This window comes from Winogradskyella eckloniae (assembly GCF_013249045.1).
Lineage (GTDB): Bacteria > Bacteroidota > Bacteroidia > Flavobacteriales > Flavobacteriaceae > Winogradskyella > Winogradskyella eckloniae.
Genome location: NZ_JABRWP010000010.1, coordinates 62,850 through 80,727, shown reverse-complemented (window position 1 = coordinate 80,727; position 17,878 = coordinate 62,850). Strand labels below are relative to the sequence as shown.

Genomic DNA, 17,878 nt, shown 5'->3' with positions numbered 1-17,878 from the left:
CTTCAATTCTATATATGAATTGAAAGCTTTTCAATTTTAAAAATTAAAATATTTACAAAGTATAAGTCAATCTAAAAGTAATAAACCTTGGCAAAATAAAGGTTTCAGAACTGTAAACCGAAATATTACTAGACCCATTATTTACGTTAGAATCTATGTTTAAAAGGTTACTTGCTTTAATTTGGTATTCCCATTTAGCATCTTGATCTTTTCGATACGCTAAACTAGCATTCCACGTTTGGTAAGACTCTGAAGGTGCAATATTACTACTTTGATTCGTGTAAGCGTAATCTGTTTTTAACGTTAACGAATCCCAAATGTAAGCATCAAACTCTACAGATGGCGCACTCGTAGTATACTTAATATCATCGCCTCCTTGATTTGTATTACTGATACTATGACGGTATTTTAAAGTAACGTTTGGCCACTCTCTAAAATTAGTACTCAATTCTGGTGTGTAACTTTGAGTAAAACTCTCATTTACCGATCTTTCATCCTGCACAAATTGATTTATTTTACTATAGTTAAAGTTAGCTCTTAAACTAGCTCTTAACTTTCCAAATGTACGTTGTATACGCCCAAAGGTAGACACACTTTCATCTGCAAAATTAGAATTAAAATAAGTGCTTGTTCTAATAACATTATCAAAATCTGTAAGTGATCTAATTTGATCTATATTTTTATTGTAGTTAAAGAACGCAAAAACATTAGTGTAATTAAAAAGGTTAAAGCTAAAATAACGCAGACTGATGTTATGAGAAAGTGCATTTTGCAAATTTGGTTCTCCATATTGTATACTATTGTAATTATTTAATACTAACCCTTCTGCTAAACTCGTAACATCTGTAAAGGAGTTTTGCATATTATAACTTAGGGTTAAACTTTCACTCTTTTTAAACTGAATTCTTGTTTCAAAATCTGGAAGTAATCTTAAGAAATTATCTTCGTAAGTTGTTCCAAACTGCGTGTTTTTATTTCCATAAGCATGTACTGAAAACCCAGGAGTAATGGTAAACTTACCTGTTTTTAAGGTGTAATGAAGCCCTAAGTACACATCACTAAAATTATATTCTATATCATTTTCGTTTCGTAACAAATCACCATCATTTGTTAACGTCGCTGTTGGGTCAAAGAATGTACCATCATCTAAAAATTGAAATATATTAGAGTCAAATTGTTGATTACTCAATATGGTTCCTAAAGTAAAATTGATATTACTTTTAGAATTTAAGATATTATAGTAATCTAATTTAGCATCTAATTGATTAGATTTTATTCGTCTTTCTTGATTAAGATTATAGTCATTCTGGTTAACATCTAATCCTAATGCACTAGCAGTGTTTTCAAAAGCATCTTCATCTTTTAAACCTACAACATTGTAAAATGGATCTTCATCTTTTAATAAATGTTGCGCTTCAAAAGCAAAAATATTTGTTTCATTTAGGGTGTAATAGTAGTTAACGTTTTGATTAATACTATATGGTTTTGCTTCATCTAACTGATTGGTTGTACCAACTACTGTAGAAAATTCATTATTCATTTCAGAGTCATCAGAAATACGACCTAAAACATCATAATTTAATTGGTTATTTACATTTGGTTTATAACTAGCACTTAGTTTCGCTAAGCCTTGATTGGTTGCTTCTCGTCCGGTTTGTTCTGTTTCTTCATCTGGAATTCCTAAATCCGAATCTGTATAACGTACAAAACTCTCCTGTCTTGTTTTTAACCTATTGGCATTGTAGATAATAAATCCACTAAGGTCTAATGCCTTATTTGGTGCATAGCTAAAATTAATAGCACCTAATTTAGATTCTATACTTTGAGCATCTCCCAAGTTGGTTAGACCTTGTAATCCATTATCTCCAAGATTGATACTTGTACCACTATTGTTACTAGGTGGTCTAAATCCTCCTCCAAAATTTCTAAGGTCTCTACCTGTTAATACAACTTCACCTACGTTATTTAAATCTCCAATAACATTAATACTATACTTTGGACTGTAATAAAATAATTTGGGCTGTGCTAAATACAAATTATCGTTTGGTGAAGGCGCTACACCTCCTCCTACTGTAACATCACCAAACCAAAAGTTTTCTTTACCTTCCTTTAATTTAATATTTATTGCCACGTTATCTTGGTTATTCTGCACACCACTTAACTGACCAACTTCCGAGTAATTTCGTAATACTTGTACTTTATCAACAGCGTTAGATGGGATGTTTTTTGTAGCCAATTTTGAGTCGCCATCAAAGAAATCTTTTCCGTTAACCATTAATTTATCTACAACCTTTCCTTCTACCTCAACTTGTCCATCATCATTTATTTCTACACCAGGCAGTTTTTTAAGGACATCTTCTAGTTTCCGTTCAGACCCATTTTTAAAGGAATCTGCATTATAGATTAATGTATCTCCTTTTATAGTTACTGGCATTTCGTAGGTAATCTCTACAGCATCGAGCATATTATCAGCAACCATACTAAAGTTTCTTGTTATATCGACATCTTTTGTTTGTATGGTTTCATCAATAGATTTTAAGCCGATATAACTAATTTGAATATTGTATAAGGTATTCTTTGTTAAAGACAATACAAATTTTCCGCTGGCATCGGTTATACCGTAAGACTCTAATGAATTAGAATCTTTGTTAATTGCGATTACATTGGCGAGTTCTAAAGGTGTACCTATACTATCTTTTACGACACCTTGCAGCTTTATTTGGGCAAAGGAACTACTTGCTATTACTATACATAATAGCGCTAAAACATTCTTCATATAATTTGGTTGTGATTGTTGTATTTATTTTTTGCTTTATCAATTTTTGGTTAACCCTTACTCATTGATATGTGGTTGCGAAAATAAAAATGACTCTAAATTAGTTACGTCCTCGGCCACCTCCTCGGCCACCTCTTCCGCCACGCAATTCTTGCATTTCTTTCATTTTTTTTGTTACAATGTCATTGTATTCCGCCTGTGTAACTTCATCACCTTTTTTAGGCTTATCTATAGCTTCTTTCTCCTCAGGATTTAGAACAATTTTTGTACACAAAATAGTTGTTCGGTCTGCATTCACTTCTAATATTAAGCCTGGTAATCCCCAATATCCATCTGGTCCTTGGTTCACTGGTATTTGTGGTGAATACCAAGCCACGACTTCTATTGTTTTTGGTGCTTTAGTTTCTGAGTCCTTCGTTTTGTCTTTTACCTCACGCTTTGTACTATCCTTTTCTTTTGTGCTTTCCTCTCTATCATTTCCTCTTCCTCCTCTACCACGTCGTCTAAAAACACTAAAATCAAACGCATCAGATGTGGTGGTTGCGGTTGCCTTAAAACATGTATACTGACCAATTTGTTTGGTCTCTGTACCCATTTTCCACTCTAAGTTTTTTAATTCGTCTACAATTAAAAACTTTTTACCAAAAAATTCTTGATCCGTAATAACCTCTTTAGTTTTTACATTTTTATATTTTGGACCACCTGTTAAACTTGCTCCAAATCCTCCAAATCCTCTTCCACCACCTGGAGCTGCCAATTTCTCTTCTTCTTTATAAATGGATTCAGCCTGATTAAAGGTTAACACATACTCCTTTTCTAAAAAGCTTTTCATACGTTCTGCTATTTGCTTTTTTCGTTCAGGACTAGCATCTGGTCCTCCAATGCCCTCCATATCCATAGTGATTTTAGATTGGTAATACGCTTTTCCTTGAAAATCTTGAGCAAATACGGATGCACTCGTTAAAAATACAGTTAATAACAGAGCAACTTTTAATGGTAATTTTTTCATTTATAATATTCTAAGTTTTTTACTGAATAACAAAATTAGTTAATCTTACATCTGGTAAGACTCAGTAAAACACAAAAAGTAAAACCTTTACTTGTTAAACTTATGTTAATACTATTAACCTCCTATTGTAATACTAAAGCTTTCGCCTTTACCACCTTTACGAGGTGCATAACGCTCCATCATTTCCTTGGTTTTCTTGTCCATAATGTCGTTATATTCTTTTTGGTTTACTTCTTTTCCTTTTGTAGGTTCTACAATCTCTACTTTTTCTTCAGGATTTATAATGATTTGGCTACAAATCACAGTAAGCGTTCCGTCATGAACCTCTAATATTAATCCTGGTAAACCTTGGTATTTTGCAGGTCCATTACTCACTGGTATTTGAGGTGTATACCAAGCCGTAATGATACGATCTTCCATTTCTACCGCTTCGTCTTTATTCTCATCAGCTTCCTCCGTTTTTTTATTTGAATTACTACTAAAATTGATTTTTTTTCTTTTAGGTACCTGCTTAATGTAAGTGGCCTTGAAACAAGTATACTCGCCAATATGTTTTGTGTCTGTCTCTAATTTCCACTCAATAGTCGTTATTGAATCTTTAATTAAAAACTTTTTTCCCATGGTTTCTTTTTGATCTACATAATTCTTATCCTTTATATTCTTATAAAAGACATCGTCACCACTATTCCCAAAAGACATCGTCATTTCTCCACCCACTTGAGGCTTATCTAATTCTACTTCTTGCTTGTATAAAGATGATGTTTTATCAAAGGTTAATGTATACGTCTTCTGAAATCCTTTTTTCATCATTTCAATCATTTTGGTTTGCATAGCATCATTCATCTTAGTGCTATCCATTTTAATATCAATTTTGCGTTGCGTTCGGTAAGTCGCGACGCCTTGAAAATCTTGAGCTAAAACTGATGATGCCACAAGAATAAATAACAATGAGAATAGAATTGAGAGATTTTTCATGATATAGTATGTTTTTTGATTAATATACTACAATTATCTAAAAATCAAACCACTATTTATGTTAACCAACGTTAACGAGTGTTAACCCATTGTGACTGCTAAAGTTTTACTTTATACATTTGGTGTATGAATGATAGAAGATACAAGTGGGTTTTGTACACCATTGTTGTTGTTATCCTTGTTACAATTAGTATACAAGTCTATTGGAATTATAAAAATTACCAAACGAGCAAACGACAACTCATTAACGATGTACAAATTAGTTTAGATAAAGCCGTAGATGACTATTATGCGGATTTAGCAGAGCGCACAACGTTTAGCGTGTTTTTTGAAAACGACAAAAAAATAGGCGACTTAAAAGAAAATCAAAAACTTTCTAACCTACTAAAAAACATTAAAGAATCCGATAAAGAATTTACAAATCTAAACGACATTGAACCGAATACCATTGATGGTATTACAATTATTAAAGGACTCAAAGCAGACTCCTTAATGCTGCAAAAACGCATTAAAAACAACAAACACTTATTTACAGAACCAAAACAAAGCGATAGTCTAAAGGCTTCAAAAATTGAAATGTTAACATCTAAGGTTATGTTTTCTATTAATAATGATAGTATCAATTTAATAAAACTAGATAGTCTACTTTATAATGAACTTACCCGAAAACAGTTAAATGTTGATTTTGTTTTACATTTTAAAAATGAGAATTTTTTTAAAAACTTCCTTGAAAAAAAAGCATCACCTACAACGCCTACATTTTCAGAAGACTCTGAAATTTTATCAACCACCTCTAAATCCACTTTTTTACCAGATAACAGTACATTACAAATAGACTTCAGCAATACAACTAAAGTGATTCTAAAACGGATTTTGGGAGGCTTACTCATCTCTACACTTCTTATACTTGCTGTCATTAGCATCTTATTTTATCTTTTAAAAATTATACGTGACCAAAAGCAACTAGCCGAAGTAAAAAACGATCTTATTAGTAATATTACTCACGAGTTTAAAACGCCCATAGCGACCATTAGTGCAGCCATAGAAAGTATAAATAATTTTAATGCCATTGAAGACAAAGAGAAGACCAAGAAGTATCTAAATATGTCATCAGAACAATTAGGTAAATTAAACATTATGGTTGAAAAAATGCTTGAAACCGCAACCTTAGACAGCAATAACTTAGAGCTAAAAAAAGAAAACTTTAACCTATCAGAACTACTAGTAACGCTAACCAATCGTTATAAAATTCAATTTCCAGAAAAAGCCATACGATGTAATTCTCAACTTGAAAACGTCATCGTTTTTGCCGACTTATTTCATATTGAAAATGCTTTAAATAACATTTTAGATAATGCCATAAAATATGGTGGAGAAGAAATTACTATTACGTTTAAGACCAACAAAACGCATTCTACAATTTTAATTTCTGATAACGGAAACAGCCTAACTAAAACCAATAAAGCACAAATTTTCGATAAATTTTATCGCGTACCTAAAGGCAACCAACACGATGTAAAAGGCTTTGGAATTGGTTTATACTACACCAAAACGATTATAGAAAAACATAAAGGTTCTATAGATTTAGAATTAAATAAAAATTTAACCACTTTTAAAATTACACTTCCCAATGGCTAATAAAATTAAACTCTTATTGGCTGAGGACGAAGCCGCATTAGGACAGATTATAAAAGAGAGTTTAGAAACTCGAAATTTTGAGGTTATCCTCTGCGAAAATGGAGACATTGCTCTTAAAAAATATCAAACTGAAACTCCAGATATTTTAGTCCTAGATGTTATGATGCCTAAAAAAGATGGTTTTACTTTAGCTAAAGACATTAGAGCTATAGATGATACTATCCCAATTATATTTTTAACGGCAAAATCTCAAACTGCAGATGTGGTTGAAGGCTTTTCTATTGGCGGCAATGACTACCTAAAAAAACCGTTTAGCATGGAAGAACTTATTGTTAGAGTGCATAATTTAGTAGATAGAACTAAAACGCAAAAAATAGCTGAGCGTATAACGCTTGGTCAATTCACTTTCGATTTTCCTAAACAACAATTGAGCTATGTGGATGAGGAGTCCGTTCAACTCACTCACAGAGAAGCACATTTATTGTTTCATCTCATCAAAAATAAAAATCAGGTTTTAGACCGTTCTTTAATTCTGAATAAACTTTGGGGAACTGATGATTTTTTCACCGCAAGAAGCATGGATGTTTTTATCAGTAAACTGCGTAAAAAATTACAAAAAGACCAAAACATACAGATTATTAATGTGCGTGGATTTGGCTATAAATTAACGTTTTAATCCTAATAAATTATTTGCATTTAAAATTACTACAACCCTAAAGCGTTATATACTCATACAATTTTGTATTTTTCAGTCTTAAGTGGTAAAACTCTATGCAAAAGCTTTTCCTTTTATTATTAATATCAAGTTTTTTGGGCTTTTCTCAAGAAAACAACTCGCAACAGGCTACTGCAACCTTAAAAGATTCTACCACAATAAAAGCGAAATCTATTTTTGGAATAGATAATTACAAAACCATCTATTATTCAACGGAAAATAACACCTTCCATAAAAAAACAAAGGACACCATAATTAGTTATTCTAATTTTCAATTGGGCGAAATTTCGTCAGCAAACACCTTTAACCCTTTAAAATTAAATCTGTTTTACAAAGATTTTAATACCGTTATAATTTTAGATAATCGCTTGGCAGAAATTTCTAAAATAGATTTTAATTCTAACACTACTTACAAAAATGTATCTTTTGTATCTTCTGGCTACAACAATACACTTTGGTTATTTAATGAAGATTTTCAATATTTAGAATTATACGATTATGCTTCAAACAAAACCAAACTAAAAACAGTACCAGTACAATCTAAAGTATTAGATTTAAAAAGCGATTATAATTATTGCTTCTTACTCACTGAAAATTATCTTTATATCTATAATTATTTTGGAAGCTTAATAAGAAAACTGAAAAACACAGGCTACGAAAGTTTGGCATTTAACGAAGCGCATTTGGTTTTAAAAAAAGAAGATTCTTTGTTTATCTTAGAAAAAAACCAAACAGAAATATTACCTGTTAAACATCCAAAAATGTTAATAAAACAGTTTTTGGTAACCAATGAAACGGTGTATATTTACCGAGAAAATTTACTATATCAATACCAATTAAAATTAGATTAGATTATGCATGTAGCCGTTGCAGGAAATATTGGAGCCGGAAAAACTACACTTACAAAATTACTAGCGAAACATTTTAAGTGGGAAGCACAATTAGAAGATGTAGTTGATAATCCGTATTTAGATGATTTTTATAATCAGATGGAACGTTGGAGTTTTAACCTACAGGTCTATTTTTTAAATAGTAGATTTAGACAAGTTAACCAAATTCACGATAGCGGTAAAGATATCATTCAAGACAGAACAATCTATGAGGATGCACATATTTTTGCACCCAACTTACACGCCATGGGTTTAATGACCAATCGTGATTTTGAAAATTATTCTTCGTTATTTGAATTAATGGAATCTTTTGTAAAAGGACCAGATTTACTTATTTACTTACGTAGTTCTATACCTAATTTAGTCGCACAAATCCATAAAAGAGGACGCGATTACGAAAACACTATTAGTATCGATTATTTAAGTCGACTTAATGAACGCTACGAGGCTTGGATTTCTAAATACGATAAAGGAAATTTATTAATTATAGATGTAGACAATTTAGATTTTGTTGCTAATCCTGAAGACTTAGGAGGTATCATTAATAAAATTGATGCACAAATTAACGGATTATTCTAAGCAATAAACCCGTGTATTCTGGCATGCTCAATGGCCTGATTGCTATTTTCTACGAGTAACATAGGCGTTGTTTTAAAATTCTCAGAAAGACTTTTTACGCGTAACATCTTCTTTTTATGTTTTACGTTCCTTAAGTATATCGCCAATATTCTTTCTGGAAATTCTTCAGCAATTTCCATATAGATATCAGGATCATGCTCTCCACTATCTCCTATTAAAATAAATGGCAAGTTAGGATAGGTTTTTAAAAGGTTAAGAATTTCTTTTTGCTTTTGAGGTTTTTCATCTTGCGGTTTCTTTTTCAAAAAATTACTTAAACTTCTTAATAAAATAGGACCTTTAGGAAATTTGTTTTGTCTTAGAAACAATTCTAAATAACGATACAAATTCCATGGACTATGACTAACATAAAATATAGGATTTGCATTTTCTCCAGACGCTCCACGATGTAACTTGTGATAAAATTCTGCCGCACCTTCTAAAGGAATTCTATTTTTAGCATGCTTAAATATAGAATTATAAATTACTTTCCATTTTAAAGTAGATGCAACACCTGTATGCAAAATGGTATCATCTATATCGCTTGCTACACCAAATTGCGCTTTAGTAGATGGAATTAACACCTCACCAGGAAACCTGTTTTTATTCTGAATGGTACGCTTTAAATTGGCACTATCATAAGACAATACAAACGACAGCCAACCTTCTTCATTGGTAAGTGATTTTAAATTTTCTAAGTTTTCTTCAAACTTATAATACCCTTTTTGATCTGTTACACCTTTAAGAATTTTATTGTTTGGCAACTTAATTCGCACGCCAACATTTTTAATTTCATCGGTTTCAAATCGTTTCCAAGTATTTACAATAAGGTGCCAAATATGCTGTTCATCTAGATCTATGGACTCATCTTCTAATGCTCTTCCACGTGCATAAAAATGAGTATCTGTTCCGTATCCTTGAAAAGCAATAATCTGTAAAGGATCTTTCTTTAACCAGCTCAAATGAAAATATTTTTAATATTTTTCAAGATAGTAAAATCTAGAGTGCTAAAAAATCATCTTAACTATTTTATCTAAATTTAGATGTATAAACTATAAGTCTTCATTATTATAATTAATTTCGCCACATGATTAGAGCCTTACAATTACGCATCAATTTACACGAAGAAAAACAGCCAGATAAGATACTTAAAAAAGCGGCTTACCTTATGGATGTGAAGACTTCTGAAATTACCGGAATTAAAATTCTAAGAAAATCGATTGATGCGCGTAAGCGAAATATCATTTTTAACTACAAGGTTGAAGTTTACATTAATGAACCCATGCCAGAAACCTCAGAATATCACTTTGATTATAAAGATGTTTCTCATGCAAAACCTATTCATATTATTGGTTTTGGACCAGCAGGAATGTATGCCGCATTGCGTTGTATAGAATTAGGTTTTAAGCCCATTGTTTTAGAACGCGGAAAAAATGTAAAAGATAGACGACGCGATTTAAAAGCCATTAACCAAGACCATTTTGTTAATGACGATTCTAATTATTGTTTTGGCGAAGGTGGTGCTGGCACCTATTCTGACGGAAAATTATACACTCGTAGTTTAAAACGAGGAGATGTTCGTAGAGTGTTTGAAAACTTAGTATTTCATGGTGCAACCGATCAAATTTTAGTCGATGCGCATCCGCATATTGGCACAAATAAATTACCTAAAGTGGTATCTAATATTCGCGAAACCATTATAAAACATGGTGGCGAAGTTCATTTTGAATCTCGCGTATCGGATTTCACAATAAAAAATAATAAGATTGTTGCGCTTCAACTTTTAGACGGAAAAGAACTTGATGTAGAAAAGGTAATTTTAGCAACAGGTCATTCGGCAAGAGATATATTCTATTTATTGCATGACAAAAACATTAAACTTGAAGCGAAATCGTTTGCCATGGGAGTGCGCGTAGAACATCCGCAAGAGGTTATTGATGGCATTCAGTACCACTGTACAGGTGAACCAAGAGACGAATTATTGCCTGCTGCTGCATATAGTTTGGTAGAACAAATAAATAATAGAGGTGTCTATTCCTTTTGTATGTGTCCAGGTGGTTTTATTGTACCTGCTGCAACAGCCAATGGTGAAGTCGTTGTTAACGGAATGTCGCCTTCTAAACGAAATAATAAATTCGCCAACTCAGGTATTGTTACCGAAATAAACGCAGATAAAGATTTATATAAATACGAGCATTTTGGTGCTCTAAAAGCTCTAGAATATCAGAAAGATTTAGAACGTTTAGCCTTTACTTCTGGAGGGCGAAAACAATCTGCACCTGCACAAAAACTAACGGATTTTGTGGAAGGAAAAACATCAACTAGCCTAAACGAAACGTCTTATCAACCAGGCCTAAATTCCGCTCCATTACACTCTTTATTACCTAAAATAATTGGTGGTTCATTAAGAAAAGGATTTAAAGCTTTTGGACAGAAAATGAAAGGATACTATACCGAAGAAGCTAATATTATTGGTGTAGAATCTAGAACCTCATCACCTGTTAGTATACCAAGGACAGAAACTTTAGAACATCCAGAAGTTGTTAATTTATTTCCTTGTGGCGAAGGTGGTGGATATGCTGGTGGAATTATTTCTGCAGCTATGGATGGCGAGCGTTGTGCTGAAGCAGCTTGTCAATAATAAGCTTTTGTCTCGTTTTAAAAATAATGATCATTTAAAAAAACGCACCTTAAATACAAAATGGCAACCCGTTGAATTGTATGGTATATAGCTGAATACAAAAGAACATTTCGTTATTTAGTATTAAGTTTAAATTGAATAAATAACCAAAATTTAAGGAACTATATAAATTGATATTTTATATCTATTTTTGCCTAACTAATTTTAATAAAAATGAACGCATATATATTTCCTGGTCAAGGAGCACAATTCTCAGGAATGGGATTAGACCTTTACGAAAACTCACCTTTAGCTCAAGAATTATTTGAAAAAGCAAATGAGATTTTAGGCTTTTCAATAACAGATGTTATGTTTGAAGGTTCTGCGGAAGATTTAAAAGAAACAAAAGTGACGCAACCTGCTATTTTTTTACACTCTGTAATTTTAGCAAAAACATTAGGTGAGCAATTTAAACCAGATATGGTAGCTGGTCATTCATTGGGAGAATTTTCGGCGTTAGTAGCTGCTGGAGCCTTAACCTTTGAAGATGGATTAAAATTGGTTTCACAACGTGCTCAAGCAATGCAAAAGGCTTGTGAGTTACAGCCAAGTACTATGGCTGCAGTTTTAGGCTTAGACGATGACATTGTAGAAAAAGTATGTGCTACAACAGAAGGTGTCGTCGTTGCTGCAAACTATAATTGCCCTGGTCAATTAGTTATTTCGGGTGATGTAGAAGCCATAAATAAAGCATGTGAATCTCTAAAAGAAGCAGGTGCAAGACGCGCTTTAGTATTACCTGTTGGTGGTGCTTTTCATTCGCCATTAATGGAACCAGCTCGCGAAGAATTAGCAGCAGCGATTGAAAACACAACATTTAGTAAACCAAATTGCCCAATTTATCAAAATGTAACCGCTTCTGCCATTACTGATGAAAACGAAATAAAAGCTAATTTAATTTCTCAATTAACTGCACCAGTACGTTGGACGCAGTCTGTGCAACAAATGATAGAAGATGGCGCAACGCTATTTACTGAAGTTGGTCCTGGCAAAGTTTTACAAGGTTTGGTAAAGAAAATAAATAGAGCATCTGAAACAGCATCAGCTACGTTCGAAACTAATGCTTAAATCTTATTTATTTTGAATAGAAACTTATTTATTACACTACTTATTATTTTTAATATTGCTATTGATCAAATCTCTAAAGTAATAGTACGAAACACCTTAGAATTTAAGAAAGTAATAGACGTCATTGGCGAGTATTTTCAATTAATTTGGGTTGAAAATAAAGGTGCTTTTTTAGGTATGGGAAGCGATATGAATCCTACACTTAGATTAATATTCTTGTTAGTGTTACCTACAATTGTTTTAGGTTACGTTATCTATTATATTGTAAAAACAAAAGAACTAGACAAATTAAGCTTAATTGCTTTTTGTTGTATTGTTGGTGGTGGAATTGCAAATGTTTTTGACAGAATTGTATTTGGTCAAGTCACTGACTTTTTCTTTATTAATTTAGGTGGTGTATTTAAAACCGGAATTTTTAATGTTGCCGATCTTTCTGTGTCTTTAGGAATGGTTATGTTACTATGGAGTGGTTTTCTTCATAGAAAAAAAGAAAATAAATTACAGCAATCTGCTTAATTATTTATTGCTTATAAATAACACCTTCTTTCATCACAAAAGTGACATTCTCCATTGTAGAAATGTTTTTAGTTGGATCTTCATCTACAGCAATAATATCGGCAATATAATTAGGTTTAATTTGTCCAATCTCATTTTCCATTTTCAACAACATGGCATTTGTAATGGTGGCACTTTGAAGCGTCTCCATTTCAGGCATTCCAGCTTCAACCATGTAGCCAAATTCTTTACCGTTATCTCCATGATAGAAAACTGCAGCATCAGTTCCGAATGCTATGCCAACTCCAGCTTTATAGGCTCTTCCAAACATATCTTGAATTTTAGGACCAATATTTAATGCTTTAGGCACAATAATTTCTGGATAATAACCGTCAATTTTTGCTTTTTCTGACACAAATTTTCCGGCTGTTATTGTAGGCACTAAATAAACATCATGTTTTTTCATTAATGCCATGGTTTCTTCGCTCATAAGCGTACCATGCTCTATAGTTTTTACACCTCCCAAAATAGCACGTTGCATTCCTTCGTCGCCATGTGCATGTGCGGCAACATGAAATCCGTAATCATCAGCTGTTTCACAAATAGCTTTTATTTCTTCTACAGAAAACTGTGGGTTTTGGCCACTTTTTGCCACACTTAAAACGCCACCTGTTGCTGTAATTTTAATTAGATCTGCTCCGTTTTTATAACGTTGTCTCACTGCTTTTTTTGCATCTTCTACACCATTCACAACACCTTCTTTAGGTCCAGGATTTCCCATAATAGATTTTTTAGCGCCATTTGTAGGATCTGCATGACCTCCTGTTGTAGCTAATGCTTTTTCTGCTGTAAAAATTCTTGGACCAGTTATTTTTCCGGCATTTATTGCATTTCTTAAGGAAACATTTACACCAGATCCTCCTAAATCTCTTACTGTTGTAAAACCACTCATTAATGTAATATTTGCGTAGTTCACAGAGTTGTACGCTATATCAGCGTCATTTAATGTATAATCTTCTAAATATGATTTAGGATTGGTTTCTCCTTCGATATGAACATGCATATCAATTAAACCAGGCATAACGGTTTTAGACTTTAAGTCAACCATTACGTCTTCACTATTAGTTGAATCTAAATAACCGTTTTCTATAGACTTTATTTTACTTCCAGTAATTATGATTGTTTTCTCCTTAAGTATTTTACCCGATTTTGTATCTATTAATTTTCCGCAATGCAAATAAGTATTTTGTGCAGTCAACGAAATTGAACAAAGCAATACAAGAATTCGAAGTAAAATTTTCATAAGTTGATTTTTATGTATTTCTAATTTTTTGTTCCCATTTCCATGCAGAATCCATGGCATCATCTAAATTTAACTGTGTTTTCCAGCCAAGAACTTTGTTGGCTTTGGTCGTTTCTGCATATGCTGCTGTAATATCGCCTTCTCTTCTGTCTACAATTTTATAGTTTAATACCTTACCAGAAACGCGTTCAAAGGATTGTATGGCTTCTAAAACAGTACTTCCTTTGCCTGTTCCTAGATTAAAAAATTCATAATTTAATTCGTTTTTATGTTCTAACAAGCGCTTTAGTGCTACAACATGAGCTTTCGCTAAATCAACGACATGAATATAATCCCTAACACACGTACCATCTGATGTTGGGTAATCACCACCAAAAACGGAAAGTTGCTCACGCATACCTATACCTGTTTGTGTAATAAATGGCACTAAATTTTGCGGTACTCCAATAGGTAATTCGCCTATTTCAGTAGAAGGATGCGCTCCAATTGGGTTAAAATACCTCAAGGCTATAGCATTGATATCATCGTTAACTTTACAGGTATCTCTTATAATTTCTTCGCCTATCTGTTTTGTATTACCGTATGGCGACTCTGCAGGTTTTACAGGTGCATTTTCTGTAATTGGTAATTCATCTGCTTGGCCATATACTGTACAAGATGAACTAAAAATAAAATTCTTTTTAGATAACCCTTTTAATTCTTGTAGCAAATAAACTAACGTGGTGATATTATTTTCATAATACTTTAAGGGTGCTTCTACACTTTCTCCTACAGCTTTACTTGCTGCAAAATGAATAACGCCCACAATATCACTATGACGTTTAAAAAAATCTTGGACGTCTAATTTTACTTTTAAATCTAATTGTTCAAAAAGTGGCTTTTTCTTTGATATCGCTTCAATACCATCTAATACTTTTACTGTAGAATTAGATAAATCGTCAATAATTACAACGTCAAATCCTTCATTCTGTAATTCTACAACGGTATGCGAACCAATAAAACCCAGTCCTCCTGTAACTAATATTTTCATGTTTTAAGAATTGCTATTTATAAAATTAAGCACAGTGCTTGTTATAAAATTAATTTGTTCATCATCTAATTCTGTATGCATTGGTAATGAAATTACTGTTTTTACGAGTTGATTAGTTACTGTAAAATCAGCTTCATTATAACGCTCATCGCTGTAAGCTTTTTGTCTATGCAATGGAATAGGATAATATACACCACAAGGTATGTTATTGCTTTGCAAATGAGCAACCAAAGCATCTCTATCTACACCTTTTAAATTTAACGTGTATTGATGAAATACGTGTTCATCACTGTGATCATCAGCATCTAAACCTGTCGGTGTAATAATACTTGGATGATTTTTAAAGGCTTCATTATATTTTCTGGCTGCACTACGCCTTGCTGTATTATACGAATTAAGGTGTGGTAGTTTTGCATCTAAAACGGCAGCTTGTATAGAATCTAACCTTGAGTTTACACCTACCACATCATGATGATAACGCTCATACATTCCATGGTTTACAATCCCTCTAATACGATGTGCTAAAGCATCATTATTTGTGAAAATTGCACCACCATCACCATAACAACCTAAGTTTTTTGAAGGAAAAAAAGAGGTCGATGCAACATCTCCAATAACACCTGCTTTAGTTTTTCGGCCATCGCTATGTGTATAACTTGCACCAATAGCTTGCGCATTATCTTCAATAACAAAAAGATTATGAGCCTTAGCCAATGCCATAATATCATCCATCTCTGCTGGCAAACCGAACAGATGTACAGGTACTATCGCTTTTGTTTTTGGGGTAATTGCCTTTTTAATAGCATTAACATCAATGTTAAATGTAACTGGATCAACATCCACTAAAACGGGTGTTAATTGCAATAATGCAATAACTTCTACAGTTGCAGCAAATGTAAAATCTGCCGTAATCACTTCGTCTCCAGGCTGTAATCCTAAGCCCATCATAGCAATCTGCAAAGCATCTGTACCATTAGCACAAGGAATAACGTGTTTTACGCCTAAATAGTCTTCAAGATTTTTTTGAAATTGATGTACTTTAGGACCATTAATAAATGCTGCACTATTCATTACCTCTTCAATGGAAGGATCTACAACATCTTTTATTTTTGCATATTGACCCTGAAGGTCAACCATTTGAATTTTTTTCATTCTCTAAGATTACATTTTGGTAAATAATTAAGACCACTAGTTGCTCTGTAAGCTTTAATTTATACTTATGCGTAGTGAAAATCTAGAATCCTAATATGTTTAGCTAATTTCTAATGTATTATGAGCTCTCCTTTTCAAAAATAGGTTCAATTCTATATTTTTTGTTACATTCTCGGTTAAAAACGAAAAGTACAGATGAGCTAAGCGAAAATACAAAATTGTACGCGCTATAACAACGTAATTAATTGAAAGAACTGTATTTTAGCATAAATATTAGTATTTGAAAGCACTCTATTCTATAGGAATTTATATCGCTAGTTTTTTTATTCGAATTTTGGCCGTATTCAATACAAAATTGAAACAAGGTGTTGATGGTAGAAAAAACACCTATTTACAACTTCAAAATTCAATAAAACCTACAGACCATACTTTTTGGTTTCATTGTGCTTCGCTAGGAGAATACGAACAAGGACTTCCTGTTTTTGAAGCTTTAAAGGCAAAATACCCAAATTATAAAGTAGTCCTTACTTTTTTTTCACCTTCAGGATATGAGGTTAGAAAGAACGCTAAAATTGCGGATGTCGTTGTTTATTTACCTTTAGACACCAAGGCAAATGCTAAAAAATTTCTAGATATAGCAAATCCTAATTACACCTTATTTGTTAAGTACGAAATTTGGCCCAACTTTTTAAATGAACTCAAAAAACGACAATTAAAAGCGATACTTATCTCTGCTGTTTTTAGAAAAGATCAAACATTTTTTAAATGGTATGGCAGCTATACCAAATCTGCCTTATTTGCCTTTAACCATATTTTTACTCAAGATAAAAATTCAAAATTATTACTTGAAACCATTGATTATAATACAATAACAGTTTCTGGTGACACAAGATTTGATCGTGTTAATAACCAATTAAACACAGACAATACCGTTGCCTTTATTGAAGCTTTTAAAAATAATAAAACATGTATTATTTTTGGAAGCACATGGCCAGAGGATGATAAACTATATCTCGATTTTATTAATTCTAATACTAATCCGAATATAAAATTTGTTATCGCTCCACATAACATAAAGCCTAGTTATATCACCTCTTTAAAATCACAATTACGTGTAGAAACCGTTTGTTATTCTGAATTAAATGACCAATTAGATCTTTCAAGCTATTCTGTTTTTATCCTAGATACTATTGGCTATTTAAGCAAAGTATACCGTTATGCTGATATGGCTTATGTTGGTGGAGGAGCTGGTACTACAGGACTGCATAACATATTAGAACCTGCTGTTTTTGGCATTCCGATACTAATAGGAAAAAACTACGATAAATTTCCTGAAGCGCAAAGGCTAATTGATTTAAAAGGTGTTATTAGTGTACCCAATGCTACTGCATTTAATACTACTTTAGCAACATTAATTACTGACGAAACGCTTAGAAAAAATCAAGGTAATATTAATAAAAACTATATAGATTCTAACAAAGGGGCTGTCCATAAGATTATGAAATATTTAGAAGCTTAGACCTATATTT

The 17,878-nt window shown here is 32.5% G+C and carries 15 protein-coding genes; 8 read left to right on the top strand and 7 right to left on the bottom strand.

The features are described 5' to 3' along the window. Positions 1–52 precede the first annotated feature (52 nt). The 3 genes from HNV08_RS14690 to HNV08_RS14680 all read right to left on the bottom strand — a co-directional run bounded on the left by HNV08_RS14690 (position 53) and on the right by HNV08_RS14680 (position 4,760). Entirely contained in the window at positions 53–2,776 is a 2,724-nt protein-coding gene (locus HNV08_RS14690) for a TonB-dependent receptor (protein ID WP_173282113.1), read from the bottom strand. Between the two features lie 100 nt (positions 2,777–2,876). Continuing rightward, positions 2,877–3,785 (bottom strand): GLPGLI family protein, encoded by a 909-nt coding sequence (locus tag HNV08_RS14685; protein ID WP_173282112.1) that lies wholly within the window; start codon positions 3,783–3,785, stop codon positions 2,877–2,879. Between the two features lie 114 nt (positions 3,786–3,899). Then, positions 3,900–4,760 carry a GLPGLI family protein gene (locus tag HNV08_RS14680; protein ID WP_173282111.1) on the bottom strand — a complete coding sequence of 287 codons (861 nt, stop codon included), beginning with the start codon at positions 4,758–4,760 and terminating at the stop codon, positions 3,900–3,902. Positions 4,761–4,886: 126 nt separating this feature from the next. On the opposite strand from HNV08_RS14680, the gene HNV08_RS14675 reads away from it, so the two are divergent. The 4 genes from HNV08_RS14675 to HNV08_RS14660 all read left to right on the top strand — a co-directional run bounded on the left by HNV08_RS14675 (position 4,887) and on the right by HNV08_RS14660 (position 8,582). Next, entirely contained in the window at positions 4,887–6,398 is a 1,512-nt protein-coding gene (locus tag HNV08_RS14675; protein ID WP_173282110.1) for a sensor histidine kinase, read from the top strand. Continuing rightward, on the top strand, positions 6,391–7,074 hold the full coding sequence (locus HNV08_RS14670; protein ID WP_173282109.1) for a response regulator transcription factor: 684 nt from the start codon (positions 6,391–6,393) through the stop codon (positions 7,072–7,074). Before HNV08_RS14675 ends, HNV08_RS14670 begins: the two co-directional genes overlap by 8 nt. Positions 7,075–7,169: 95 nt before the next feature. After that, on the top strand, positions 7,170–7,964 hold the full coding sequence (locus tag HNV08_RS14665; protein ID WP_173282108.1) for a hypothetical protein: 795 nt from the start codon (positions 7,170–7,172) through the stop codon (positions 7,962–7,964). Positions 7,965–7,967: 3 nt separating this feature from the next. Next, positions 7,968–8,582, top strand: a complete 615-nt coding sequence (locus HNV08_RS14660) for a deoxynucleoside kinase (protein ID WP_173282107.1) — start codon at positions 7,968–7,970, stop codon at positions 8,580–8,582. Here the strand turns inward: HNV08_RS14660 and HNV08_RS14655 are convergent. Beyond that, positions 8,579–9,583, bottom strand: coding sequence for an App1 family protein (locus HNV08_RS14655; protein WP_173282106.1), 1,005 nt, complete (start codon positions 9,581–9,583; stop codon positions 8,579–8,581). The genes HNV08_RS14660 and HNV08_RS14655 overlap by 4 nt on opposite strands. Positions 9,584–9,708: 125 nt before the next feature. Between HNV08_RS14655 and HNV08_RS14650 the strand changes: the two genes are divergently transcribed. The 3 genes from HNV08_RS14650 (at position 9,709) to lspA (ending at position 12,885) form a co-directional block, all read left to right on the top strand. After that, positions 9,709–11,262 carry an NAD(P)/FAD-dependent oxidoreductase gene (locus tag HNV08_RS14650; protein ID WP_173282105.1) on the top strand — a complete coding sequence of 518 codons (1,554 nt, stop codon included), beginning with the start codon at positions 9,709–9,711 and terminating at the stop codon, positions 11,260–11,262. 213 nt (positions 11,263–11,475) lie between these two features. After that, positions 11,476–12,369, top strand: coding sequence for an ACP S-malonyltransferase (gene fabD / locus HNV08_RS14645; protein ID WP_173282104.1), 894 nt, complete (start codon positions 11,476–11,478; stop codon positions 12,367–12,369). A gap of 12 nt (positions 12,370–12,381) precedes the next feature. Continuing rightward, positions 12,382–12,885, top strand: coding sequence for a signal peptidase II (gene lspA / locus HNV08_RS14640; RefSeq protein ID WP_194242027.1), 504 nt, complete (start codon positions 12,382–12,384; stop codon positions 12,883–12,885). A gap of 4 nt (positions 12,886–12,889) precedes the next feature. On the opposite strand, the gene HNV08_RS14635 is transcribed toward lspA, so the two are convergent. Genes HNV08_RS14635 through HNV08_RS14625 form a run of 3 tightly spaced genes read right to left on the bottom strand, consistent with a single transcriptional unit; the run spans position 12,890 to position 16,349 of the window. Beyond that, positions 12,890–14,167 carry a metal-dependent hydrolase family protein gene (locus tag HNV08_RS14635; protein ID WP_173282103.1) on the bottom strand — a complete coding sequence of 426 codons (1,278 nt, stop codon included), beginning with the start codon at positions 14,165–14,167 and terminating at the stop codon, positions 12,890–12,892. A 10-nt stretch (positions 14,168–14,177) separates the two neighbouring features. Beyond that, positions 14,178–15,197, bottom strand: a complete 1,020-nt coding sequence (galE, locus tag HNV08_RS14630; protein WP_173282102.1) for a UDP-glucose 4-epimerase GalE — start codon at positions 15,195–15,197, stop codon at positions 14,178–14,180. Positions 15,198–15,200: 3 nt separating this feature from the next. Next, a complete protein-coding gene (locus HNV08_RS14625) occupies positions 15,201–16,349 on the bottom strand; it encodes a DegT/DnrJ/EryC1/StrS family aminotransferase (RefSeq protein ID WP_173282101.1) in 1,149 nt (382 codons plus the stop codon). Between the two features lie 280 nt (positions 16,350–16,629). Here HNV08_RS14625 and HNV08_RS14620 point away from each other — a divergent pair, with 280 nt between their 5' ends. Further along, positions 16,630–17,868: a 3-deoxy-D-manno-octulosonic acid transferase gene (locus HNV08_RS14620; RefSeq protein WP_173282100.1), complete on the top strand. Its 1,239-nt coding sequence runs from the start codon at positions 16,630–16,632 to the stop codon at positions 17,866–17,868. Positions 17,869–17,878: the final 10 nt, after the last annotated feature.